Origin of the sequence: Thermogemmatispora tikiterensis (assembly GCF_003268475.1) — a bacterium.
Taxonomy (GTDB): domain Bacteria; phylum Chloroflexota; class Ktedonobacteria; order Ktedonobacterales; family Ktedonobacteraceae; genus Thermogemmatispora; species Thermogemmatispora tikiterensis.
This window is the reverse complement of sequence record NZ_MCIF01000002.1, coordinates 1,476,792-1,499,491: the sequence shown is the minus strand read 5'-3', so window position 1 is coordinate 1,499,491 and position 22,700 is coordinate 1,476,792. Positions and strand designations below refer to the sequence as shown.

Here is a 22,700-nt window from a genome sequence, read left to right as displayed (position 1 = left end):
AGCTCTTCCCCGACTCATTTCGCGCTGCGCCTGCCTTCCTCGCTAACGGCTCTTCCCGGTGGTGGCAGTTGCCTGCTTAGTGAGCAGCCTGCTCCTGTTGGGTTTCCGAAGGCTGTTCCTGGTTCCCTTTCTCCTTGCCGGGGATGTAGAGCTTGATGCGCCGGAAGCCCTCGGCATACTGCATCTGCAGACCCTTTTTCTGCTGGGCCTCGCGGGCCGTCTCAGCAGCCCAACGCTTCACACCCTCCAGCAGATTCGCCTGGGGACCAAACTGACTGACATGGCACTGCAGGCCCCTGGCCTTCAGTTCGATCGTCTCGCTGATGTCAATATAGGTGTTATCGTGTTCGCTGTTGAAAAGATACAGCTCGTGAACCTGATAGGGAAGGAACCCTTCAACCAGCAGCTCGCGGTAAGCGTGGGGATTAACCGCCGCCGGGAAGATGGCATCGAGCACAATATTGCCAGTGGCACGGTGATCAGGATGATTCAGATAGGCCGTCTCATCTGGCTCCTCGTCAGGATCGGGGGCAAAAATGTGCTGGGTCGGATCATGGGTGATCACAATACGCGGACGGTATTTGCGAATCAAGCGCACCACCGCCTTGCGCGTCTCATCATTATTCACCAGATGGCCATCTTGGAAGCGCAGAAACTCCACTGCCTGAACCCCAAGCACCTCGCAGGCCAGGCGCTGCTCCTGCTCGCGAACCATCATCAGCTCCCTATCCACCATACTGGGTACCTCGGTACCCTCCGTACCGTCGGTCATAATAACCCAGACAATCTTCTTCCCCTGGCGAGCCCAGAGGGCGCTGGTTCCCGCGGCAGCAAAATCTGCATCATCGGGATGGGCCCCGATGACCATCGCTTCGTAGTCTGGAACCTTGATAACCTCAATTGCTCCTGGTGCATTCCTATCTGCCATAGTAAAGGACCTCTGCTACTATACTCATGGAGTTTGCCTAGTATAGGCACGAGAGCGGCGCCTCGTCAAGTCTCAGCAGGAGATGTGGGGCGCTTTTGCGGCGTTGGAGGAGAGAAACATCGAGCCAGCAGGGCCTGTTCGAAAGCGACCATCACTTCTGCAACGGAGACCGCTCGGCCTGCCAGAGTCTCCAGTCCCACAGCACGGCGCGGCAGCTCGCGGCGCAGCAGAGCCTGCTCTTCTGCCGTCTGACCCAGAACCAGGGCGAGCGGCTCCACCTCCCAGCGCAGCAGCAGCCCGGACTGTAGCAGACTCCCTGTACGACGGCGGATCATAGTCAGTCCCACTACCTTGCGCTGATCAGGCGCCACCACCTCGTAGGGAGAGAGCGACCCATAACAGGCGCGGCGCAGCACGGCCTCGCGCGACGCCGTAGCTGGCTGTTTCAGCAGAGCCTGCTGAGCGCGGGCCTCTGCCGGTGGAACAAGGCGTGTCGTAACCCCTAAGCGGTCCAGGGCCGCTACCCAGCTCTCTCCCAGCCAGCGGTAGGACTCCACCACGTCCGCCAGAATGAAAGGATGTCCTGGCGGCAAAAAGACGTCCAGCGCCAGCAGATCAGGGCCAACCAGGACCGCTGTGCCGCCGGCCTGACGCTGATAGAGCGGCAAGGCCAGCTGGCGCAAGGCCTCGACGTTCAATTGGGCCGCCTTCTGAGAGAAACCCAGCACCAGACCTATCTTGTTGGCCTGCGACCAATAAAGGGTCGGTGGCTGAGGCGCCTCGTTACCGGCAAGCAGCCGCAGACCGTAGTCCAGATGCACCTGCTGATCAGCGACGGTGAGCGGCAGGATACGCCAGGCGAGGTCATCAGTCGCAGCCATAGCTGTATCGCAGCTCCATCAAATCTTTCTCCATTGGTTCGCGCAGCAATCAGCCGAGCTGGACAGAATGGCGCTCAGGCTGAGAACAGCCGCCGCCAGCACCACCGCTGTCACCCCGAGCGGCGCAGCTCACGCACCTGCGCAGCTGATCTGGCCTCGCAGTCGGCAGGATGGTAGCGGTCCGGGCTGAGGAAGCGATCCGCGTGGAGTCGGTCAGGGCACTCAAGGTCAATGACGGCAGCGACCGGAGCGGGAGCGCGAACCCTGCTTTCAGTATACTGCAAGCGCTGCCGTTGACAAAGAGGCTACGGATAGTAGACTGCTGCTTGACCCAGGCCAGTCGCCAGGCTGGCAGGCACGGCGATGCGCTGGGTCGCAAAGCCAGGGCATGCCAGCGAAGGAGAGACTGGCTGGAAAAAGCCCGGCGCCAGGCCCCTAAGCTTGGCCTGCAACCGATAATAGCAGCGCGGTTGAGGTAGCGTGGGCCTGGCGGGGCTGGAGGCGTGAGCCAGTTATAGAAATTGTGGCGATTCCGTCAAATCTTTCTCGGCAGGTCCGCGCAGGAACCAGCCAGCCAGCGCAGCGATCAGGCTGGGGAGTGCACCAGCCAGCACCGCCGCTGGAGCGCCGAACAGATCGGCCAGGGCGCCCGTGTACAGATTGCCGATGGGCGAGCTACCAGCGAAGACCATCATATAGACGCTCATCACGCGCCCACGCAGGTGGTCTGGCGTCACAGCCTGCAAGGTCGTATTAGCCAGCGCCGAGAAAGCGATCTGCGTAAAGCCGGTCAAGGCGATCAAGACCAATGACAGCGGATACCACGGCGACATGGCAAACCCGGCCTCCAGGATGCTAAAAGCGATGCCACTAACAAGGAGGCTGCGAATAGTGGGCCGCTTATTGGCCCAGGCCAGCCAGAGAGCTGAAAGCAGCGAACCGATCCCGAAGGCGGAGGAGATGAAGCCAAAGCCTGCCGGTCCGGCGTGCAGCACATCCGTGGCGAAGAGCGGCAGCGAGACATTGAAATTAATCCCGAAGAGCGAGACCAGGCCCACCACCACGATCACCAGCAGCACAGACGGCGTATGCGCCACATAGGCCAGCCCTTCGCGCAAGCTCTGCAGAGGACTGGGCTGCCCCTGCTTGCCTAGCGGCAAGCGGGCCTGAGCGTAGAGACGACGGGAGTCGATCATGGCGATGCCCGCGATCACCGGTAGAAAGCTCAGTGCATTGAGCAGAAAGAGCGGCGCCACCCCAAGGCGGGCGATCAACAAGCCACCAATAGCGGGACCAAGCACACGGGCCATATTGAACAAGGAGGAGTTCAGGGCCACTGCGTTCGGCAGATCCTCGCGTCCCACCATCTCGACCACAAAAGCCTGCCGTGTCGGCATATCGAGCGCATTCGTAATACCCAGCAGCAAAGCCAGCACCAGCACGTGCCAGATCTGCACAGCACCACTGGCCACTAACACCCACAGCAAGAAAGCTTGCACCGCGGCTGACGATTGCGTCAGCACCAGAATGCGCTTCTTCGGGAGACGATCGGCAATAATGCCCCCGAAGAGAGCGAAAAAGAGGACAGGCAAGAACTGAAGGGCCCCGACCACACCAAGTAACCAGGCGTCATGGTCCAACTCCAGCACCAGCCATGCTTGAGCTGTGGTCTGCATCCAGGTCCCGATCAACGAAATAAGCTGACCGAACCAGAAAAGACGAAAATTACGGTGGCGTAAAGCCCGGAAGGCGCGAAAAATCCCGCTTTGCGATGGCGCGGGCTGGAGCACAGCAGTCGTCGTAGTAGCTGCGGAAGCTTCTCTGGCCATATCAGGCGCTGATAAGGTCACCTCTTCTTCTGAAGAAACGCGCATCTTGCTAACACATCCCTTCTCTCAAGAAAATCAACTCAATCTGCCAAGGAATTCCGTTTAAAGAAATGCAGGTAAAAAAGCTAATGAGCAGAGAATCTCCAAGAGGCCGTGTCAGGAGAGCGGTGGAACCGGTGCTTGAGTGCTGGGACAGAGAGTCGCTCCGCAAAGGGCCAGTGCCGGTGAGGCAAGGCGATATCAGCTACGAAAGGAGAAGATGTGGACCGGAACGCCAGTGGAAGGCGCGCGGGCCACACCGGACGGCATGACCTCGCCGCTGTCTCCGGTCCACATCTCCTTCGGGAAGGAAACACTATGCCGGGGACCTCATGTGCCCCTGCACCTGCAAGCATCTGTCAGGTGGCCATGCCCCTGACCTGCCTACGCTCAGGGATTGGTCTGCTCCCCTGAGACAGCTGCCATTACATATTAATAATTAGAAATATAACTATATATGTCGCCAAAAACTTGCGCCAGGAGCATAAAGCTCACTTGTCAAGTGAGGATCGTTGCTGGAGCAACTCAGCGCGACGTTGGGCGTGGCGGTCCAGCCTTGCTTGCAGGCTGGAGCGCAGCTGCTCCAGGCCGGTGATCTTCTGCTCAATCAACTGTAGCTGGCGCTGAATCAAGGTATCGCAACGCTCGAGCTGAGCGAGGCGGGCCTCGACATCGCTCTCCTGGCGGAAAGCCTCGCGGAGCTGCTCGCGCTCGTCGTCGGCCTCCAGGAATGCGCGAATTTCTGCCAGTGAGAAGCCCAGCAGGTCGCGCAGCTCCTTAATGCGTTCCACGCGCTCCACATCGTCCTCACTATAGAGGCGATAATTGCCATCGCTGCGTCCAGTGGGTCGCAGCAAGCCCAGCTCCTCATAGTAGCGCAGCGTCCGCTTCGTCAGACCGGTACGAGAAGCCACCTGCTCAATTGTCAGAAGAGGAGAGAAGCGTCGTCTACCAGTGCCAGTCTGCTCGGAGGAGCATGCCGCATCTGCCATAGCCATCGCTGAGGCGACCTCCTGGAGAGCGAATTACAACAAGAGAACGAGCGCTGTCGCCTGGCGACCTGGCCGTCTGGCCAGGGCTATCGACCGTTGCAGCTGCACAAAGCTGCTCTTCAACACCGCTTTCGCCAGCCGTCCGTTACCATTGTAGCACAGGTTTACCGTTTACGTCAAGGTTAAGGAAGTGAGAGGTCATGTCGTAAGAGTGAGGCGCGAATGTGGGTTAGCGAGTCAGGGGTGAAAAAGGAGCACAGCCAGCACCAGTTGGTCTGCTGGAATAGGAGTGGACAACCGTAAGTACGAGCAAGGAGCAACTAGAGACAGCGATGACTCTGTGCTACAATCAGGGCAGCGACCCTGATAGCGTAGACAAAGGAACTGAAACAGCATGCAAGATACACTAGAACCGCTCATTGACAAAGCCCTACGCGGCAGACCGCGGCTCCTGGAGTTCTATCTGCGGGAGCAGAGCCATCTGCCGGGCCCCCGGGCCAATCTGGCCTTAGCCTATGATCTAGCGCATCTCCTCGCCTTGCACATGTCCAATGATCAGCCAGCTGTCGAAACGCTCCTGACCTATCTGTTGAGCACGGAGCGTGAAGACGTGCAGAGCAATACCCCTGCCGAATTCACCGTCCTGTGTGGTCTCATTGCTCTGGGGGCCTGTGCGGCGGTCTGGCCAGACTGGCGAGCATGGGCTTTAGCCCTCTTAGAAGATCGAGCGCTTTCTCCCTGCTGGCGTATTCGCGAGGGAGTAGTTATGGCCTATCAGCAACTGCTTCCTGCGGCCAGCGCAGAGACCCTGGCGCAGCTTAGTCGCCTGGCTGCCGAAGGTCTCCTGCTGCACCAGCGTGCCGCAGTAGCGGCCCTGGCTGAGCCATCGCTGCTCCTGGAGCATCGGTTCATCACAGCAGCTCTCAGCATTCATCGCCAGGTTCTGGAGCGGCTGCATCGGCTGCCGCCGGCGGATCGCCATCAAGCCGCTTTTCGCTCCCTACGTCAGACTCTGGGTTACAGTCTCAGCGTCGTCACAGCTGCCGCCCCGGAGGAAGGCTTTGCGCTGATGCAGACCTGTGCCAGCTGGAATGACAAGGATATTGCCTGGATTCTGCGCGAGAATCTCAAAAAAAAGCGCCTGGCCAGGTTCAGTGCCCAAGCGGAGGCCCTGACGCGTTTGCTCCAGTCTTAGGTGCTCAGCTGAGTCTGATCTTGTCGGGCCAGCCATCGGCCTGCAAGTAGCTCCTTTGATTTTTGGACAAATCACTTGACAAAAATTGTTAAAAAGTATATCCTATGGATAGGTCCCGGGAGCGGGGAGCAGGTGAGCGTGCGCCCCTCGTGGGGAGGTAGGTTCAGGGGTGAAGGGGCGTGCGTGATGCCCACAGCATGGCACAGCGTGGCACAGCGGGCCAGGTCAGAGGTCGTTGAGGAAGGAGGCTTGGCATGAAGCGACGATCCAGGCCATCTGCGAGAGTCCCAGGTGAGCCGAGAGACACAATTCACAAGTACACCATAGGGGTTGTCTCGGAGCTACTGGGGCTGCCTCCGCACATGTTGCGACGCTATGGAGGAGAGCTGGAAAAAGCGGGCCTCCTGGAGCCGGCGCGTCAAAGCGGCAAGAATCGCCTCTACTCCGATAGTGATCTGGCCATCCTCGAAGAGGTGGCCGAATTATATGAGCAGGGAGTGAACGCGGTTGGCATTCGCTATATCATGCAGATTCGCAGGCATGTCCGCGTTCTCCAGCAGGAGATTCAAGAGGCAAGAGAGGCGCAAATGCGTGCTGAGAATGCGCTGCGTGAGATGCGTCGGCTCTTCGAAGTGCTGGGGCTGGGCGAGGTCGGAGAAAGTGCCGGAGTGCGTATCGAGGTACGCCGGGCGTTGAGCGAGCAAGCTGGAGTTGGCGAGCAGCACAGCTCGCAGGAGGCAGCGGCTGGACAGGCGGACATTGCCGGGCAGCCGTCGCAGTCCCTAGCTCGCATCAGGCTATCGCAGGCAGACCAGCACGCCGCTGAGGCTGATCCCGCTGAGCGAGCGGTAGGCTCTGAGTCGGCGCGGGAGTGAGCAGAGTGGAAGAGAGAGGAGGATGGAAGGGGAAAGGGAGAGCAGGCTGCCTGCCTGCCTGCGCGCACGCTGTGCCAGTCCGGCTCCGACGGCGCTCGCCCCACCTCAGGGGGGGCGGACGCCCAAACGGGGGAGTTGGGAGCGCAAGCAGCTGGCTGCCTCGGCAAGGGTGTTCCGAAGATCAGCAAACAGGAAAGAGGTGGCGGGACAAGAGCAGAGCAGACTCGTATTTCTCCGAGCTTCTGCTAAAGAAATGCCCGTCAGTTCAGCGAGCGTTTGACAAACTATGATAGAGTTAAAAGTTACAGGTCTGACATTGCGCGAGGCGGCTGGTCAGGGGCAGCCGGGGGGTGCCGGAGCACTGCTGGCCTCGTCTTCGCGCTAGAGGAGGCAGGAAATGTGGCATCAAGGGCAGGAGCGACAGCAGGAAGCCAGGCCACAGCAGGCCGTGGAGGATGATAAAGCGCAACTGGTCAGTCGCCTGGAGCGCGAGCTAGCCGCGGAGCAGCGGCGATCAGAAGAGTACCTGGATATGCTGCGTCGCTCACAGGCCGATTTTATCAACTACCGGCGCCGTGTGGGGCAAGAGCAGGAGGAGGCCAGCCTCAGTGCCCAGATTGCTCTCCTGCGGCGTCTGCTGCCCGTCCTCGATGATCTGGGACGCGCCCTCAGCGCCACTCCCCCTGAACTGGCCCACCAGCCCTGGGTTCAGGGGCTGCACCTGGTGGCCCGGCGCCTCGCCAGTACCCTGGCCGAGTTGGGCATCCGTCAGATTGGGCGCCAGGGCGAGCAGTTCGACCCGCGCCTGCACGAGGCCGTGGCCCTCGATACCCAGGCTAGTGCCCCCGAGGGCACTGTCCTGCAGATCGTGCGCCCCGGCTATATGCTTGGCGAGCGCATTGTCCGCCCAGCTCAAGTCGTTGTGGCCGGCTCACAGTCTACTACTTCCTCGCCGTCTGCTCCATAACTGCCTGGTTCCGTATCTGACGGTTTGGGTAAATTGACTTGACAGTTTTTGTGATATGTGATACAAGTACTGACAGAGACCTGCCCTGCTATGGCTGGCGACGTGGGTATAACGGTGTTGAAGTGACGAGATGACGAAAGAGCTTGAAGGAACGAAGTGAGTGAAAGCATGAGTAGTGTGAGGAGAGAGTCTTCTCAGAAGAGCGCTTTCTCCTCCACGAAGGAGGGATTGTAGCGATGGCTAAAGTGATCGGCATTGACCTTGGGACAACCAACTCGGTGGTGGCGGTGATGGAGGCGGGCGAGCCGGTAGTCCTGGAGAATAGCGAAGGCTCGCGCCTGACACCGTCGGTGGTGGCGGTGACCAAGACAGGTGAGCGACTGGTGGGTCAGCTTGCCAAGCGCCAGGCGATCACCAACCCGGAGAACACGATTTATTCGGTCAAGCGTTTGATGGGGCGCCGCTTCGATGACCCCGAGGTCCAGCGCACCATGAAGCTGGTGCCATACAAGATTACCAGGGCGCCCAATGGTGATGCGCGGGTCGTGATGGGTGGCCGTGAGTACAGCCCGCCGGAGATCTCAGCGATGATCCTGCAGAAGCTGAAGCTGGATGCCGAGGCGAAGCTGGGCGAGAAGATTACGCAGGCTGTGATTACGGTCCCGGCCTACTTCAACGACTCGCAGCGCCAGGCCACGAAGGATGCCGGCAAGATCGCCGGTCTGGAGGTTCTGCGTATCATCAATGAGCCGACGGCGGCCTCGCTGGCCTATGGTCTGGATAAGAAGAAGGATGAGATCATCGCTGTCTACGATCTGGGTGGCGGGACCTTCGATATCTCGATTCTGCAGCTCGGTGATGGCGTCTTCGAGGTGAAGGCCACCAATGGCGATACGCACCTGGGTGGCGATGATTTCGATCAGCGCATTATCGACTGGATGGCCGATGAGTTCCGTAAGGAGCATGGCATCGACCTGCGCCAGGATCGTATGGCGTTGCAGCGCCTGAAGGAGGCCGCTGAGCGCGCAAAGATTGAGCTCTCCAGCTCGCTGCAGACGGAGATTAATCTGCCCTTCATTAGCGCTGATGCCAATGGCCCCAAGCATCTGATGATGACCTTGACGCGCGCCAAGCTGGAGCAGTTGGTGAGCGATCTGATCGAGCGCACTCGCGGACCGGTGATGCAGGCTCTGGCCGATGCCGGTATTCGCCCCAGCGATGTCAACGAGGTGGTTCTGGTCGGCGGCCAGACGCGCATGCCAGCGGTCATCGAGATGGTGCGCCGCCTCTTCGGCAAGGAGCCACATAAGGGGGTCAACCCGGATGAGGTGGTGGCGATCGGTGCGGCGATCCAGGCCGGTGTGCTCAAGGGCGAGGTGCGCGATGTCCTGCTGCTCGATGTGACGCCGCTCTCCCTGGGTGTTGAGACGCTGGGAGGTGTGATGACGAAGCTCATCGAGCGCAATACAACGATCCCGACGCGCAAGACGGAGCTGTTCAGCACCGCTGAGGATAATCAGACGGCGGTCGAGATCCATGTGCTGCAGGGCGAGCGCGAGCTGGCTCGCGATAACAAGAGCCTGGGCCGCTTCCGTCTGGAGGGGATTCCGCCCGCTCCGCGTGGTGTGCCGCAGATCGAGGTGACTTTCGATATCGACGCCAACGGTATCCTGAATGTCTCGGCGCGCGATAAGGCCACCGGGCGCGAGCAGAAGATCACGATCACGGCCTCCAGCGGCCTCAGCAAGGAGGAAGTGGAGCGCATGGTGCGCGAGGCCGAGCAGTACGCGGAAGAGGATCGGCGCCGCCGTGAAGAGATCGAGCTACGCAACCGCGCTGATAGCGTGGCCTATCAGGCTGAGCGGACGCTGCGCGATATGGGCGATAAGGTGTCGGCCAGCCTGCGCAGCGAGGTGGAGAGCAACATTGCGGCGGTGCGAGAGGCCCTCAAAGACAGCGATGTCGCTCGTGTGCGTAGCACACTGGATGAATTGGAGCGCTCGCTGTCGCGCATCGGCCAAGAGATCTACAGCCAGGCTGGAGCCAGTGCCGGTGCTGCTCCGGGCGGCGGCTCGTCCTCCAGCTCGAACCCCTCCGATGGTGGTGATTCTGGCCCCATCGAGGGTGAGTATCGCGAGGTCTGAGCCGCTCGCTCCCTGGTTGGTACCCCGGTACCTCGTCTCTGGCTGGCTGGCCTGGCCTGGCTTGGCTGGCCCTTGCTCTGCGTCAGGCGGCCTCGCTCGGCTGCTCAGGCTAGCTAGCGAGGCCGCCTCCTCGGCAGGTGGACCGGCCAGCTCGCCAGCGGCCCAGACTGCACGAATCTAGGTAAGAGCTATCACGCTCTCTGCTCGCTCTCTGCCTGGTGAGCTGGCTGACCAGCGCTACTAGACCGCCTACCAAGCAGATTGTTTCCTCTCGGCAGCGGGCTGGCACTGGCTGCCGCCGTCCTCCTTCCGCTGCCACCTCGCGTGACTGATGCCGACGTCGGGTCCGTTGAATGAGATACTGATATGTTTGCTTGTCTGCTTGTTTGCCTGTGAAGATTGCTTCCCTGCGCGTGTGGCTCCCCTGCCTTCCCGTAAGGCAAGGGAGAAGGACATGCTTGTGTCGGAAGTGGTTGATCCCATTGTTCTTCTGCAGGCGGTCGTTCCTCTTCAAGGTATGGAACCTGTCTGGCCCGTGGAAGACTGAATGGGTGGTGAGGTAGGCAGGTCGTTAGTTGCTTGCTTTCTTGCTTGAAGGGCCTGTAGTTCACATCTTCCTGGGGGGAGGCACCTATGGCTGTCGATTATAAAGATTATTATAAGATCCTGGGTGTGGATCGTAACGCCGACGATAAGACTATCCGGCAGGCTTACCGCAAGCTGGCGCGCCAGTATCACCCTGATGTAAATCCAGGAGATAAGCAGGCGGAAGAACGCTTCAAGGAGATTAACGAGGCCTACGAGGTCCTGTCTGATCCTGAGAAGCGCAAGAAGTATGATGAGCTGAGCAGCTATTATCAGCGCTATGGGCGCTGGCCGGGTGCCTCTGGCTCTGGCGGATATCGCTATCAGACGATCACTGAGGAGGATCTGGAGGATCTGCTCGGTGGCGCTTCGCCCTTCTCCGATTTCTTCGAGATGTTCTTTGGCAGCCCCTTCGGTGGGCGGGCACGGACAGGCCGTACTGTCGGGCGCCAGGCTCCACTTGGGCGCGATGTGGAGTCAGTGTTAGAGGTATCGCTGGCGGAGGCTTACGACGGCGCTACCCGTATGATCGAGTTGGAGGATCTCGATGGCAGCCGCCGCCGTCTGGAGGTCAAGATCCCTGCCGGTGTCGAGGATGGTGCACGCATCCGTATCCCTGGTCAAGGACTCCCGGGGGCTGCTGGGCGCGGCGATCTCTATCTGCGTATCCATGTCCGGCCTGATCCACGCTTTACTCGTGAGGGCACGATTTTGCGTACGCGGGTCGATGTCCCTCTGGTAACGGCTATGTTGGGCGGTGAGGTGGAGGTGCCGACGCCGTCAGGCCGTCGCCTGTTGCTGAAGATCCCGCCGGAGACCCCCAATGGCAAGTCTTTCCGCCTGCGTGGCCAGGGCATGCCGGTTCTGGGACAGCCCGATCAGCGTGGCGACCTCTACGCTGAGGTGAATGTGGTTCTGCCAACTCACTTGACCGAGGAACAGCGTCGTCTCTTCGAAGCCTTTGCTCGCTCGCTGCGGTGACAGTTGCTGGCTCTCTGGCTATGCTGGTTTGCCTGCCTGTCTATCTGCCGGATCGCTGCTAAACTGGTGACAGGTGAGAAGAAGTGAGAGCAGCGGTGGAGGAGGTGTGCTGTTGTTGTCTCTCTCTCGGATGGCGGCCCTTGTCTCTCAGTAAGTAGGCGTGAGCACGCTGGCTCCCCGTGGCAGATGCCAATGAGATGAGAAGGAGGCAAGAAGCCGGGCATACTCTTCGGGGACGTATTGGCGAGAGCATGCCCGGTTGTCGTTTCTCTGCTGAGGTCGGTTTGCCCGTTCTGTTCGCGCTTCAGCCTGGCCAGGCTGGCGCGTGCCCTACTGCTCTCAGACCTTGACGGCCTCGATTTGCTGAATCAGCCTCTCCAGCTCCGGCGTCAGGCCCGGGGAAAATTCCTCGGGACGAGCCTCGCTGAGCTTGATGGGGGCTCCTTCGGGTGGCTTCTGAGTGGTGGTCAAAGTGCCATCCTGGGCTGGCGACGGTCCCTGGAAGATCTTGCCCATCTCAGAGCCGTCGAGGCGCCAGTGATGGAGCTGGTTATGGAGACCCATGTCCATCAGACGCTTGACTTCAGGTAGCTTGCTAGCGTCAAACTTGGGAATGGGCAGGATCTTCCCCCACTGGACTCCAAGGGTCTCCAGGGCTTTGGCGTAGGCTTTCTCGTGCACCTCGTCGCGCACGATCAGATAGGCAATGGTGGAACGCGCGGTTTTGTTGTTAGTCATCTCGTAGAGGCGACACTTCTGGAGCCGCCCGGTGGCTTCCAGAACCAGGTTGTTGAGCAGGTCGAGTACCAGGTTGCCGCTGCTGTAGACGTAGGAGCCTGACCAGGGATTGCCAGCGGCGTCGATGGGCAGCGCTCCCTGCGCTCCGACCAGAAAGTGGTGGATGTTCCCCTCCTTAAGGGCGATGTTGAGCGGGGTGGCTCCATTGGCCGGAATCTCTCCACGGTAGCGCGGCGAGCCATCTAGAAGACGGTTGATGGTAGTGGCAATTAGCTCGACATGGCTGATCTCTTCAACCCCAATGCCCTGAATCAGGTCGAGATAGGGCTTGGCCTTGCCGCGGAAGTTGAAGCTCTGGAACAAATACTGCATCATTGTGCGCATTTCACCAAACTGACCACCTAACCCCTCTTGCAGGGCATTAGCCGCTGCCGGGTCTGGTTCATCTGGAACGATCTCGTTGATGAGCTTCTGTACATGGAAGAACATGTCGTTATCCTCCTTATTGTTGACTTTTCAGCGGGAAACTCTGTTTCCTATCCCTTACTTATTTTAGAACACTAATACAAGCTGACAATATATCAAGTTGCTATAAATTGAAGAGATTATTTGGCATGAGATACCTCTGTAGTAGAAAATTGATCGGCTTACCGAAACGCCTGGGCTATGCTCAGGCCGGGGAAAGAGGCTATACTTCTCCTTGGCGCAGGCAGGAGGAGGCGAGAGGATATCAGCGGTCAAGAACGGGGAGAGGAGAATGCATGATCAAGCAGATGTAGTCATTATTGGGGCTGGAGTCATTGGTTGGTCGATCGCCTACTATCTCCGCCGGGCTGGGGTTGACGTCTGTCTCCTGGAGCAAGCGAAGGTCGGCGCTGGGGCCTCGGCAGCGGCGGCGGGCCTGCTGGCTCCACTTGGCCCACTCAATGGACCAGGCCCTATGGCTTCGTTATTGCTCGCGGGCTGCTCACTCCTGCCAGAGCTGGTGGCCGAGCTAGAGGCGAGCAGCGGTCTTCAAATCGAGCTTGAGCAGCGTGGGGCCTTGCGTCTAGCCTGCGAGCCGCGGGCGGTAGCGCGTCTGCAGCGGCGACTGGCCCACTGGCAACCGCTAGGTTTGCAGCTGAGCTGGCTCAGTGGAGAAGAGGCGCGGCGGAGGGAGCCGCTGCTCAGCGCTGAGGTCGAGGGGGCTGTTTACGCTCCCCAGGAAGGGCAGCTTAGAGCCAGGGAGCTACTCAAAGCGCTTGCCTGGGCTGCTCGTCAAGCTGGGGCCCGTTGCTACGAAAGCTGCGAAGTATGTGGCCTGCGCCAGCGTGCTGGTCGGGTGCTGGCTGTCCAGACGAAGACGGGTGAAGAGATTGGCTGTGGCTCCCTGGTGATTGCGGCGGGGGCCTGGAGCGCCCGGTGCTGCGCCTGGCTGGGCCACACTGTACCAGTGAGACCTGTGCGGGGGCAGCTGCTGAGCTTACGCCCGCCGGCGGGGCTGCCGGCGCTCCGTCACCTTATTTTTGGCCGCGCCATCTACCTTATTCCCCGGCGAGATGGCTCGCTGACAGTGGGAGCTACGCGTGAGGAGGCCGGCTTTGAGGCGCGCGTGACTGCCGAGGGAGTGGCCTGGCTGCTCGCGCAGGCGCGGCGTCTAGTACCGATGCTGACTGACGCCAGGCTTGAAGATAGTTGGGCTGGGTTGCGCCCAACCACACCTGATGGTTTGCCAATCCTGGGCCTTCTCCCTGGCTGGCAGAATGTCCTTCTAGCGACTGGACATGGCAGTGTTGGGGTGATGCTGAGTGCCATCACTGGTCGGCTGATCAGCGATTTGATTTGCACGGGACGGCGTTCTCCGCTGCTGCTGGCCTGTGGCCCCGAACGCTTCGAGGCCCTCGCCTCTGGAACAGAGCTGCGAGGCGAGCTATGATGGATGGCTGAAGCAGAGGAAAAAGCAGGCGGGAGATGCCCCGCGGAGGGTTGTATCTGATGGCCGCGCCAATGCCAGTCGCGCGGCCATCACCATCCTGTTGGAGCTGTCCTGTCCCTATATTAACTGGATCTTGCTTGCTACTTCCCCCCATCTGGCGCAGGGCAGGGCTACCTCTGGCCGATGGCTAGCTATTCTCACTCAATGTGGCGAGAGATAGACCTGTGACCAATCCTCCACGTAGAGGCCGCGAGCATTGAGGCTAATCCCATGCACCCAGGGGGGAATAATGGCATTGATGGTCTCATGGTCCAGAGGCAGTATCGCTACCTCTTCGAGAGCTAGCTGCTCTGCCTGCTGGTAGAGAGCAAAGCGAGCCTCGCCGCTCGTTTGATCGGCCTGGGTGATCAGTTGATCGAAGGTCTGGTTTTGCCAGAGCGACTCATTATGGAGAGCGCCAGAGAGCAGGTTAGGGGCGAGCCAGTTGTGGGGATCGGGGTAGAGCGCATACCATTGAATGAAGCCCAGCTGGACCTGGTGCTGGCTCAGCTCATCGGTATAGGCGTTCAGCTCGACCGGCAGGGGTTTAACCGAAATATTGAGAACGTTTGACCACATGCTGCAGAGAGCATTGGCTTCGGCGCGCGAGAGCAGCGCAGTCGGATAGGTCAACACAATAGGCGGCATCAGAGCCGTGTCGGGATAGACCGAGCGCAGCAATTCACGAGCCTTCTCGGCATCGAATGGCAGCCCCTGGTAGTCCGTTTGATAGCCTGGCAAACCGGGAGGAATCAGCGTCGGGGCCAAGGTCGCTGCGTCCTTGAGGAGTGTTTGCACCAGAGTGGCCCGATCCAGTGCATAAGCGAAGGCCTGGCGCACCGTAGCGTTATCGAAAGGCGGCATGCGGGTATTGAAGAAGAGCATATCTGTTTCTTGCTGCGGATTAGAGACAAAACCGGCCAGACCGCGAGCTGCTGGGAGATCGCTCTGAGGGATATTCCAGATCAAACTGAACTGCCCGGCGCGATACTGTTGATAAGCGGTTGCCGGGTCATTCACAAAAATCATATCGATCTCGCTCAGGCGTGGGCGGGCCCCATAGTAGTACGGATTCGGCACCAGGATCATTTTGACATTGTGCTCCCAGGCTTTCACCATAAATGGCCCGCAGCCGATGCCGTTGCCTACGGCATGCTCGGTCCAGTCGCTCTGGCCATAGCGCTCGATCAGCTGCTGATTAACAGGAAAAAAGAGTTCGTTGGTGAGCGAAGCCAGGAAATAGGGAGTCGATCGTGTCAGCGTAATGCGCAGCGTATAGCGGTCGACCGCCTGTACGCCGGCCAGGACCCGGCTCTTCCCGCTCATGACAGCGCTCGCTCCAACAATCGGTTTCTCAAGGACCGCAGCCAGAGGAGATTTCACCTCGGGCAGGAGAGCGCGTGTCAGAGAATAGACGTAGCTGGCCGCTGTGACCGGAGTGCCGTCCGAAAAGGCGATGTTCGGCTTCAAATGAAAGGTATAGACTCGTCCATCGGGGGAAATTTCCCAGCTGGCCTGGTCGGGGACCACGTTCAGGTTCTTGTCAGTCCGCACCAGACCGCTGTAGAGCATGCTCAGAGCGAGCGCCGAGTTTGGATCAGGTCCCTGGGCTGGATCGTTGGCGTCCGGCTCCTGGGCTGGATCGAGATAGTTGAGGTCCTGAGTTCCAACGTTGGGCAGAACAAGTACCTGCCGGGGTGTTGGCGCTGGTGAATTGCTCATCGCCGTCGATGAGTTGCCCGTGCTGCAGCTAGTTACTACAAAGACGATGGTGGCTATCAGCCCGACGAGCAGACCAAAGCACGGCCATCCGGGCGCAGGGCGTCTGGAGCATGGATCACAATGCACAGATTATCTCCCTTCGCGGGAATGGGATAGCTAACCAGAGCAGAGCCACAGAGAGGCCTAGCATCAGCGCTAGATTGGGATCATGGCCGCTCCAGTCAGGCCTCTCTGTCCTCCGTACAGGCGCTTGCCTCAGCGTGTCGTCAGCCAGGCCAGAGTCGCAAAGGCCTCAGCTCGGCGGAGGTGCACACTGTTTTCCCTTCGCTAACTATAGGGGCTGATGTTCAAGAAACCGTCAGGAAACTGTAAAAAAATTTCGCTGACTGCCTCCTTCGCTCAGGGGTAATCTCCACCGGCAAGGAAAAAAGGAGAGGAGAAGACCGACCGGCCTCTCAGCCAGTCGAGATCTATTCCCTCTCCTTTATGCAGCAAATGAAGCGCGCCCGGCAGGACTCGAACCTGCGACAGGCGACTTAGAAGGTCGCTGTTCTATCCAACTGAACTACGGGCGCAGGATCGACGCAGGCCACGGACTGCGGAAGTCAGGCGGTGACCTGCGCCCTCTTCTTTGATGATAGCAATCTCTCTTGCGATCTGTCAAGTATCTCAATCCTCTCCAGGGCGTGCTAGCCCAGAGGAGAGGCGGCAGGGCCAAGAGGACGAGCGAACCGCTATCCACAGTAAGGAAGAGAGCAGAGCGGAGGGGCAGCGGCACAACTGGGAGAGGGTGGCAACCGCCTCTTGACTCAACGCCGTAGGGTGAGCCACCAGCTCCAGAGATGAGGCCCGAAGACGCAGACACCGATTGCCACAGCGAGTAACGCACTCAACAGTACGGCCCCGGCGGCCACGTCCTTGGCGGCCCTCACCAGGGGATGGTATTCGGGATGCAGCAGGTCAAGGCACAGTTCGATGCTGGTATTCACCAGCTCGCTAATGAGCACACTGCCGATCGCCACCGCCACTAGCGCAAACTCGATAGGGGAGAGGTGCAGGAGTGAGGCGGCGATGATCACCAGCAGGGCGACGCCGGTATGAACACGGAAATTGCGCTGAGTGCGTAAGGCGTACCAGAGGCCCCTGAAAGCGTAGGTAAAACCGGCCAGGAAACGGCCCCAGGCGCTGCGAGGTGCGCGTCTGGGATCGCTCAACTTGCTCATAAGCCGCCGACACGTTCCCCTGTAGCCGCCAGGATTGCCTCCTGCTTGCGGACCATTGTCTCATAGCCGGCCTGTGTCTGATCATCGTAGCCGACCAGATGAAGGATGCCGTGAGCCAACAGATAGAGGAACTCCTGTCGAGGGCTATGACCAGCAGCGGCAGCCTGGCGAAGCACGGTGGGCCAGGAAATAGCGATATCTCCCAGGTTTGTCGGCTGGCCTGGGGGGGTTATGAATGGGGGAGGAGTAAAGGCTGCGGCCTCTGCTGCTAGATTGGCAGGCTGCTCGGGCGGTTGCCAGAGCAGCTCTGCGGGGGCCTCGACCAGCGGCTGATCAAGGAGCGGGAAAGAGAGTACATCGGTGGGCTTATTCTGCTGGCGGTACTGGTTATTCATCTCCTGGATCGTAGCGTCGTCAGTGACCATCAAGGTAAACATCACAGGCTGGTCTACCCCGGCCTCTAGCAGGGCGCGGCGGGCGAAGGCGTCCAGATCGACCGAGGCCAGTGCCTCATCGAACGAGCGCTTCAGTGCCACATCTTCCAGCGTGACATACAGGTCAACAACTTGCGACAGCTGTTCGTCCATAAGGCCCCTCATTATTGGCAGGAACTGTGCAGTAATCCGGGTAGTAACTTGCCTGGCGCTCTTGTTTGCTTCTTTTGCGTTCTGACTGGTTGATTGGCCAAAGCGAGCGAGTCGGCCAGCAGGAAGTCGCCGCGCAATGACGGAAGCAAATGACCTGAGTAAAGCAGGTTTTGCACCAATACAGAGGGCAGGTTTACCAGTCGAACCAGCGGCGCGCCAAAAAGAAACCCCTGTCGGAAAAGCACCTGCCTTTCTTTCAATCCCTGTTTTCAATCCCTGAACGAGTCAAGCGTAATCCGACAGGGGGTACGGACTACTTATTTTTACGGGCTGTCTTGCGACGCTTGGCTGCTTCCTTCTTCTTGCGCCTCACGCTTGGTTTCTCGTAGTGCTCTCGGCGTCTCGCCTCGGCGAGAATGCCGTCTTGCTGGATCTTGCGATTGAAGCGTTTCAGCGCAGCCTCGAACGGCTCATTTTCGCTAACCTTGACTTCCGACAGCAGGACTCCCCCCCCTCTCGGCCTGGTTGCGAGATGGTGTTTGCCATTGTGTCTGCGTCGGCATGTGTGCCTGGACGCATCCCCAAACGGTTGTGGGGGTGAGGGCTCCTCTGCCCTGTTATTTGACTGAAGGTTGGTCAGAGTGGAGCCCTTGCAGTCTTGATGTCCGTTTAAGCCATCCCGCGGGCCTACGGGGAGATTATAAGACTGGTGAGTTGGCTCTGTCAAGCATCTAGGGACTGCTTTGCTGTTTGTCTCCCGAAGGCGACGAAGAAGACGATAAAGCCGATCACCAGGATGCTGAGCAGGCTGATAGTGCGGTCCAGCACGATAGCCGCCAGGGCCAGGCTAGTGGCATGGGGGCGGAAGAGAGCGATCATAGCGATCATCCCTCCTTCGACCAGGCCCACGCCGCCCCCGGTGAAAGGGATGACCGTCAGCAGGGCCTCAACCAGAGCGATGAGGATCGCCACCGCCAACAGGTGCAGTAAGGGACCTTGCAGGAGCTGCAGTGCCAGGACCACGAAGAAGAAACGCAGTGCTTCACAGCTCCAGATGGCCAGGGTCAGCAGGCCCAGGGTAGGCAGATGGCGAAAGGAGCCGAGGATGCCCCCCTGCAGATGTTCATAGTAACCGCACAGGCGGGCCGGAATGCGCTTCCCGATCGGTTCGTGCAGCCATCGCAGCAGTCCCAGGGCGGCAATACCGACCAGTACTGCGGCCAGGGTTACGATCAAACCGAAACGCACCTGCCAGGGCATACGCTCATGGAGGCTGATCATCAAGGCCGGAATACACAGACAAAGCAGCACAATGAGATCAAGCAGGCGCTCCGCCAATACTGTACCGAAGGTGCGTGTCGCTGAACAACCGCTCTCCTGCCGCAGCAGATAGGCCCGGTAAAGGTCGCCGAGCTTGGCTGGCACCAGAGCATTGGCAAACCAGGAGATATAGACGATCTCTACCAGTTTCCAGAAAGGCGGCAGGCGCATTTCATGCTTTGCTCCCTGGCCCTGGCCGGCGTTCCGCAATAGAATGCGCCAGCGCCAGGCTCGCAGAGGAAAGGAGAGGTAGTAGATCACAAAGGCCAGGGTGAAAAAGAGAGGATTGGCCGCCTCAATAGCTAACCAGGTCTGCTGGAGATTGATCTTCTCTTGTTTTAAGAAGATCAGCAGGGCCAGCAGCACAACGACCAGGGGCACAATGGTACGCCAATTCAGCAAACGCTTACCAAGCGAGAGTTGCTCTGCTGTAATGGGCGGCTCGTTGTGTTCATCAATTGTCAGGGGGGCCTCACTTACCGCCCCTTCCTGGAAGAGTGCCGCCTGTTCTAAGGGGCGGCCTGTACGCTCTCTCTCGGCCTCATCCTTGCCGTGCTGAAACCACTGACTCATCAGTGCAGACTCCTTCGGAGATCCTTCTCCCTGTACGTGCTTATGCCTGGCCACAAATGGCCAACCTGGCTCTCTCCTTGTTTAGTTACGGGCCTGCTCTTCTCCTCTCTGGGCAGACCCGGGCGCCCCTCACTCACCTCGCAGGCAGCGAAGCTATCTGGCACAGGCGCCTGCTGAGCCGCAGCCTGCTCTGAGATTGCGGGCTGCGGGCACTGGAATACCGGCAAAAGCGACCCTCACCCGCGGCAGGAAGAGTTCCCGGCGCTGCTCTTCTCAATCGCACAAGTGCGCTCTTCTTATTTCATCGAGCAGCCTGCTTGAGGGATCGCCTCTCATAGACCGCCTGGCTCCTGGCCTGGGTCGACTTTGAAACCTGACAGGGCCTGCTTGCTCAAAGTCAGGGCTGTACCTTTTCTCCATCTGCTAAGCAGCAGGTCCCTCTCTCCTTTCCCTGACCAGATGTTTCCTTCTCTGCTAAACGCAGAGAAGGCCAGCCAGGTCACGTACGCGCGGCCAGTGCTGGCGCCTTCTGGATGGCTGCCTGAGTAGGAGTACTCTCTCTCTGTCCCGGCTGCTGGTGCTCGGCCAGTGTCAGGCGCTCCAGACGAAGCAGAACAATCAAAAGGATCGCCATCAGATTGGTCATACCTTGCACGTAGAGATTATCAACCATGTTATGCACGAGAACCGTAAGAAGCGCAGCCACGATTCCCAGGGCCAGAGCCTGATCATCGCCAAGATGAGCGAGCCGCTTCTGCCAGCGGAGGGCGGAGGCACTCATGCTGTTGGATGCCAGACTGGCAGCCAGCTCCCGGTAGGCGCAACGCAGGCGATGGTAAGCGCGAGCACTCAGCCCGGCGATGACAAGAACAAAGAAGGTGTAGGCTATCAGTCCTACTAGGCCCATCTCTGCCGCGACATTGATGAAATAGTTGTGGGCGTGACCAAGGGGAATAACGAAGATGCCGATCGCGTAGCCTGGATAAGCATCACCATAGTTGCCAATACCTACCCCTAGCCACGGGTGGTCAAGAAACATGTGAATCCCTGCCAGCCAATGGGCCAGTCGCTCCGCTGTAGCGTACTGCTGAGCACTAGGTTGTGTGAAGGAGATATTGTTAACCCCAATGAAATTTAATAATGGAATAAAGAGATTCTGCGGAATAATGCCAATCAAGATGCTCTCGACCAGCGCCCCGAAGCCGACAATGAGCACGCGCCAAAACGGGCGCAGACTGGGCACGCCCACCAGCAAGATGAAGAGGCTGGCGGTGATAATGGCCAGCCAACCCCCGCGTGACTGGCTGAAGAACTCGGCCAGGGCCAGCAGTACGCTTGCGCCGGCGGCCAGCCAGCGGGTTTGTTTCCTGCTGCCCGCAATGGTCAGAGCTAGAGCGATAGGCAGCGAAAGATTGATATAGCCAGCATAGGGATTGGGCTGATTGAACGTGCCGTAGACACGCAGGCTCTCGCCACGCACAAAGCTGCTGGGACCAATGTTGAACAGCTCCTGATAATAGCCGAGGGCTGCCTGCGAAAGCGCTGCCACCAGGCTGAGAATCACAATTGTCCAACCCTGGCGCCGCGTGCGAATATAACTACTGCCGGCCACAACAACGATCAGCACCTCGATCCACTTAAAGATTTCTTTTATGCTTGATTTCACACTGATCGCCACAGTCATTGAAACGAGCATGCTGATCAGCAGTACGGCCAGCCCCACCAGCAGCAGCGGCGGAACAGCCTGCCGCTCGTAGCTGCGCGGTCCGTTGGTTTGGTCGCCGCTACGCAGGACGTGACCTGCCAACCAGGAGGCAGCCAGGAGAATCACCAGGATATCGGTGCTGTTGAGACGCAGCGAGCCAAGGCTGATATAGTCAAGTGCTCCCCAGGGAACGCTTAACGGGAGAAGGTAGAGAGCGACCCGGGGACGGAGCAGGACCCAGACGCTGAGGATGAGATAGATCGGCAGACGAATGTTCCACGGCGCGGAGAGAGCGAGCAGACAGCCGAGAGCTAAAGCGGCCCCTATCAGGCCAACTACGTTGGCCGCTGTCAAGAAGGAGCGCAAAGTTGCTCTCAAACGGAAGAAGCGAGAAACATCAACTCCGACTTCTCTTGTAAAGATGCTAAAGCTTCTCATGATGCGCTAAATTCTGCCATAGTTGCAAAAGCTCCTCTCGGGGCGGGCACCTGTCAGGAGATCGCCGAGAGGGAACTTTGTTCCTTACTAAACCATTCTATCGTTCGTCGCAATCCCTCCTCCATTGGGACAGTGATATGCCAGCCCAGCAGACGACAAGCCTTGGAAATATCAGGGCGGCGTCGTTCGGGGTCATCGACGCGGGCTGGTTCAAACACAATGGGTGATGAGGAATGGCAAAGCCGGATAATGGTCTGAGCAAACTCCAGAACGGTGTGCTCTTCTGGATTGCCCAGGTTGAAAACCTCGCCGGTCGTCTGTGGGTGGAACATAGCCAGCATCAGCCCCTCGACTAGGTCGCTAACATAACAGATACTACGGGTCTTGCTTCCGTCGCCGTAGATAGTCAGCGGCTCATTCTTGAGAGCCTGGGTAATAAAGTTCGGAATCATGCGCCCGTCGTTCGGCTGGCTATTGGGGCCATAGGTGTTAAAGATACGCACGATGCGCACATCTGTACGATATTGGCGGTAAAATTCCATTGTCAACGTCTCGCCCAGTCGCTTGCTTTCGTCGTAACAAGCACGTGGGCCGATCGGGTTAACGTGACCCCAGTAGTCTTCGCGCTGCGGGTGCTCTAGTGGGTCACCATAGACCTCCGAAGTAGAAGCCAGCAGAAAACGGGCCTGCTGGCGCCGGGCCTCCTCTAGCAGCAGGTAGGTACCGTGGCTATTGACCAGGATGGTCTCTATCGGGTGCTCCATATAGCCCACGGGACTGGCCGGGCTGGCTAAATGAAAAATCGCTTCTGCCTCAAAAGCGAAAGGTTGCGTAACGTCGTGATAGAGGAAAGCGAAATGAGGATAATGTCGCAATTCTGCTATATTTCTTTCTGATCCGGTGATCAGGTTATCCACGCAGAGTACATGATGGCCAGCCTCTAGCAAACGTTTGCACAGATGGGAGCCGATGAAACCCGCTCCACCAGTGACAACGACTCTCAACGAATGAACCTCCAAACCGA

18 protein-coding genes and 1 tRNA gene are annotated in these 22,700 nt (G+C 59.0%); 6 read left to right on the top strand and 13 right to left on the bottom strand.

The annotated features are described in order from the left end of the window. Positions 1-76 precede the first annotated feature (76 nt). The 4 genes from A4R35_RS06085 to A4R35_RS06065 form a co-directional block, all read right to left on the bottom strand. Positions 77-928 (bottom strand): PIG-L deacetylase family protein, encoded by an 852-nt coding sequence (locus tag A4R35_RS06085; RefSeq protein WP_112427518.1) that lies wholly within the window; start codon positions 926-928, stop codon positions 77-79. A gap of 65 nt (positions 929-993) precedes the next feature. Continuing rightward, the gene (locus tag A4R35_RS06080) at positions 994-1,809 is read right to left on the bottom strand and encodes a lipoyl protein ligase domain-containing protein (RefSeq protein WP_112427516.1); all 816 of its coding nucleotides are present in this window, start codon (positions 1,807-1,809) and stop codon (positions 994-996) included. 512 nt (positions 1,810-2,321) lie between these two features. After that, the gene (locus tag A4R35_RS06070; RefSeq protein WP_223258222.1) at positions 2,322-3,683 is read right to left on the bottom strand and encodes an MFS transporter; all 1,362 of its coding nucleotides are present in this window, start codon (positions 3,681-3,683) and stop codon (positions 2,322-2,324) included. 485 nt (positions 3,684-4,168) lie between these two features. Beyond that, positions 4,169-4,675: a MerR family transcriptional regulator gene (locus A4R35_RS06065; RefSeq protein ID WP_112427512.1), complete on the bottom strand. Its 507-nt coding sequence runs from the start codon at positions 4,673-4,675 to the stop codon at positions 4,169-4,171. A 388-nt stretch (positions 4,676-5,063) separates the two neighbouring features. On the opposite strand from A4R35_RS06065, the gene A4R35_RS06060 reads away from it, so the two are divergent. The 5 genes from A4R35_RS06060 to A4R35_RS06040 all read left to right on the top strand — a co-directional run bounded on the left by A4R35_RS06060 (position 5,064) and on the right by A4R35_RS06040 (position 11,416). Further along, on the top strand, positions 5,064-5,864 hold the full coding sequence (locus A4R35_RS06060; protein ID WP_112427510.1) for a hypothetical protein: 801 nt from the start codon (positions 5,064-5,066) through the stop codon (positions 5,862-5,864). 254 nt (positions 5,865-6,118) lie between these two features. Beyond that, positions 6,119-6,739 carry a MerR family transcriptional regulator gene (locus tag A4R35_RS06055; RefSeq protein ID WP_112427508.1) on the top strand — a complete coding sequence of 207 codons (621 nt, stop codon included), beginning with the start codon at positions 6,119-6,121 and terminating at the stop codon, positions 6,737-6,739. Between the two features lie 397 nt (positions 6,740-7,136). Continuing rightward, the gene (locus tag A4R35_RS06050) at positions 7,137-7,706 is read left to right on the top strand and encodes a nucleotide exchange factor GrpE (protein ID WP_112427506.1); all 570 of its coding nucleotides are present in this window, start codon (positions 7,137-7,139) and stop codon (positions 7,704-7,706) included. A gap of 236 nt (positions 7,707-7,942) precedes the next feature. Continuing rightward, complete coding sequence (gene dnaK, locus A4R35_RS06045; protein ID WP_112427504.1) at positions 7,943-9,850, top strand: molecular chaperone DnaK; 1,908 nt, start codon at positions 7,943-7,945, stop codon at positions 9,848-9,850. A gap of 633 nt (positions 9,851-10,483) precedes the next feature. Further along, entirely contained in the window at positions 10,484-11,416 is a 933-nt protein-coding gene (locus A4R35_RS06040; protein ID WP_112427502.1) for a DnaJ C-terminal domain-containing protein, read from the top strand. 339 nt (positions 11,417-11,755) lie between these two features. On the opposite strand, the gene A4R35_RS06035 is transcribed toward A4R35_RS06040, so the two are convergent. Continuing rightward, positions 11,756-12,643, bottom strand: coding sequence for a manganese catalase family protein (locus A4R35_RS06035; protein WP_112427500.1), 888 nt, complete (start codon positions 12,641-12,643; stop codon positions 11,756-11,758). Between the two features lie 268 nt (positions 12,644-12,911). Between A4R35_RS06035 and thiO the strand changes: the two genes are divergently transcribed. Next, positions 12,912-14,069, top strand: coding sequence for a glycine oxidase ThiO (gene thiO / locus A4R35_RS06030; RefSeq protein WP_112427498.1), 1,158 nt, complete (start codon positions 12,912-12,914; stop codon positions 14,067-14,069). Between the two features lie 201 nt (positions 14,070-14,270). Here thiO and A4R35_RS06025 read toward each other — a convergent pair whose 3' ends face one another. The 8 genes from A4R35_RS06025 to A4R35_RS05985 all read right to left on the bottom strand — a co-directional run bounded on the left by A4R35_RS06025 (position 14,271) and on the right by A4R35_RS05985 (position 22,680). Then, a complete protein-coding gene (locus tag A4R35_RS06025; protein WP_146747129.1) occupies positions 14,271-15,956 on the bottom strand; it encodes a peptide ABC transporter substrate-binding protein in 1,686 nt (561 codons plus the stop codon). A 375-nt stretch (positions 15,957-16,331) separates the two neighbouring features. Continuing rightward, positions 16,332-16,405: transfer RNA gene (locus A4R35_RS06020), tRNA-Arg, on the bottom strand. Positions 16,406-16,639: 234 nt separating this feature from the next. Next, a complete protein-coding gene (locus A4R35_RS06015; RefSeq protein WP_112427494.1) occupies positions 16,640-17,053 on the bottom strand; it encodes a diacylglycerol kinase family protein in 414 nt (137 codons plus the stop codon). Further along, positions 17,050-17,640 carry an rRNA maturation RNase YbeY gene (gene ybeY / locus A4R35_RS06010; RefSeq protein ID WP_189361378.1) on the bottom strand — a complete coding sequence of 197 codons (591 nt, stop codon included), beginning with the start codon at positions 17,638-17,640 and terminating at the stop codon, positions 17,050-17,052. Before ybeY ends, A4R35_RS06015 begins: the two co-directional genes overlap by 4 nt. Positions 17,641-17,953: 313 nt before the next feature. After that, a complete protein-coding gene (gene rpsU, locus A4R35_RS06005) occupies positions 17,954-18,139 on the bottom strand; it encodes a 30S ribosomal protein S21 (RefSeq protein WP_081839175.1) in 186 nt (61 codons plus the stop codon). Positions 18,140-18,363: 224 nt separating this feature from the next. Next, positions 18,364-19,533 (bottom strand): lysylphosphatidylglycerol synthase transmembrane domain-containing protein, encoded by a 1,170-nt coding sequence (locus A4R35_RS06000; protein WP_112427490.1) that lies wholly within the window; start codon positions 19,531-19,533, stop codon positions 18,364-18,366. Positions 19,534-20,032: 499 nt separating this feature from the next. Then, positions 20,033-21,676 carry an O-antigen ligase family protein gene (locus A4R35_RS05990; RefSeq protein ID WP_112427486.1) on the bottom strand — a complete coding sequence of 548 codons (1,644 nt, stop codon included), beginning with the start codon at positions 21,674-21,676 and terminating at the stop codon, positions 20,033-20,035. Positions 21,677-21,729: 53 nt separating this feature from the next. Further along, positions 21,730-22,680: a UDP-glucuronic acid decarboxylase family protein gene (locus tag A4R35_RS05985; RefSeq protein WP_112427484.1), complete on the bottom strand. Its 951-nt coding sequence runs from the start codon at positions 22,678-22,680 to the stop codon at positions 21,730-21,732. Between the last annotated feature and the right edge of the window lie 20 nt (positions 22,681-22,700).

Excerpts from the sequence above, each read along its gene's own strand:
- A4R35_RS06085 (WP_112427518.1), bottom strand. The coding sequence starts at position 928 with ATGGCAGATAGGAATGCACCAGGAGCAATTGAGGTTATCAAGGTTCCA.
- A4R35_RS06080 (WP_112427516.1), bottom strand. The coding sequence starts at position 1,809 with ATGGCTGCGACTGATGACCTCGCCTGGCGTATCCTGCCGCTCACCGTC.
- A4R35_RS06070 (WP_223258222.1), bottom strand. The coding sequence starts at position 3,683 with ATGCGCGTTTCTTCAGAAGAAGAGGTGACCTTATCAGCGCCTGATATG.
- A4R35_RS06065 (WP_112427512.1), bottom strand. The coding sequence starts at position 4,675 with ATGGCTATGGCAGATGCGGCATGCTCCTCCGAGCAGACTGGCACTGGT.
- A4R35_RS06060 (WP_112427510.1), top strand. The coding sequence starts at position 5,064 with ATGCAAGATACACTAGAACCGCTCATTGACAAAGCCCTACGCGGCAGA.
- A4R35_RS06055 (WP_112427508.1), top strand. The coding sequence starts at position 6,119 with ATGAAGCGACGATCCAGGCCATCTGCGAGAGTCCCAGGTGAGCCGAGA.
- A4R35_RS06050 (WP_112427506.1), top strand. The coding sequence starts at position 7,137 with ATGTGGCATCAAGGGCAGGAGCGACAGCAGGAAGCCAGGCCACAGCAG.
- dnaK (WP_112427504.1), top strand. The coding sequence starts at position 7,943 with ATGGCTAAAGTGATCGGCATTGACCTTGGGACAACCAACTCGGTGGTG.
- A4R35_RS06040 (WP_112427502.1), top strand. The coding sequence starts at position 10,484 with ATGGCTGTCGATTATAAAGATTATTATAAGATCCTGGGTGTGGATCGT.
- A4R35_RS06035 (WP_112427500.1), bottom strand. The coding sequence starts at position 12,643 with ATGTTCTTCCATGTACAGAAGCTCATCAACGAGATCGTTCCAGATGAA.
- thiO (WP_112427498.1), top strand. The coding sequence starts at position 12,912 with ATGCATGATCAAGCAGATGTAGTCATTATTGGGGCTGGAGTCATTGGT.
- A4R35_RS06015 (WP_112427494.1), bottom strand. The coding sequence starts at position 17,053 with ATGAGCAAGTTGAGCGATCCCAGACGCGCACCTCGCAGCGCCTGGGGC.
- ybeY (WP_189361378.1), bottom strand. The coding sequence starts at position 17,640 with ATGGACGAACAGCTGTCGCAAGTTGTTGACCTGTATGTCACGCTGGAA.
- A4R35_RS06000 (WP_112427490.1), bottom strand. The coding sequence starts at position 19,533 with ATGAGTCAGTGGTTTCAGCACGGCAAGGATGAGGCCGAGAGAGAGCGT.
- A4R35_RS05990 (WP_112427486.1), bottom strand. The coding sequence starts at position 21,676 with ATGAGAAGCTTTAGCATCTTTACAAGAGAAGTCGGAGTTGATGTTTCT.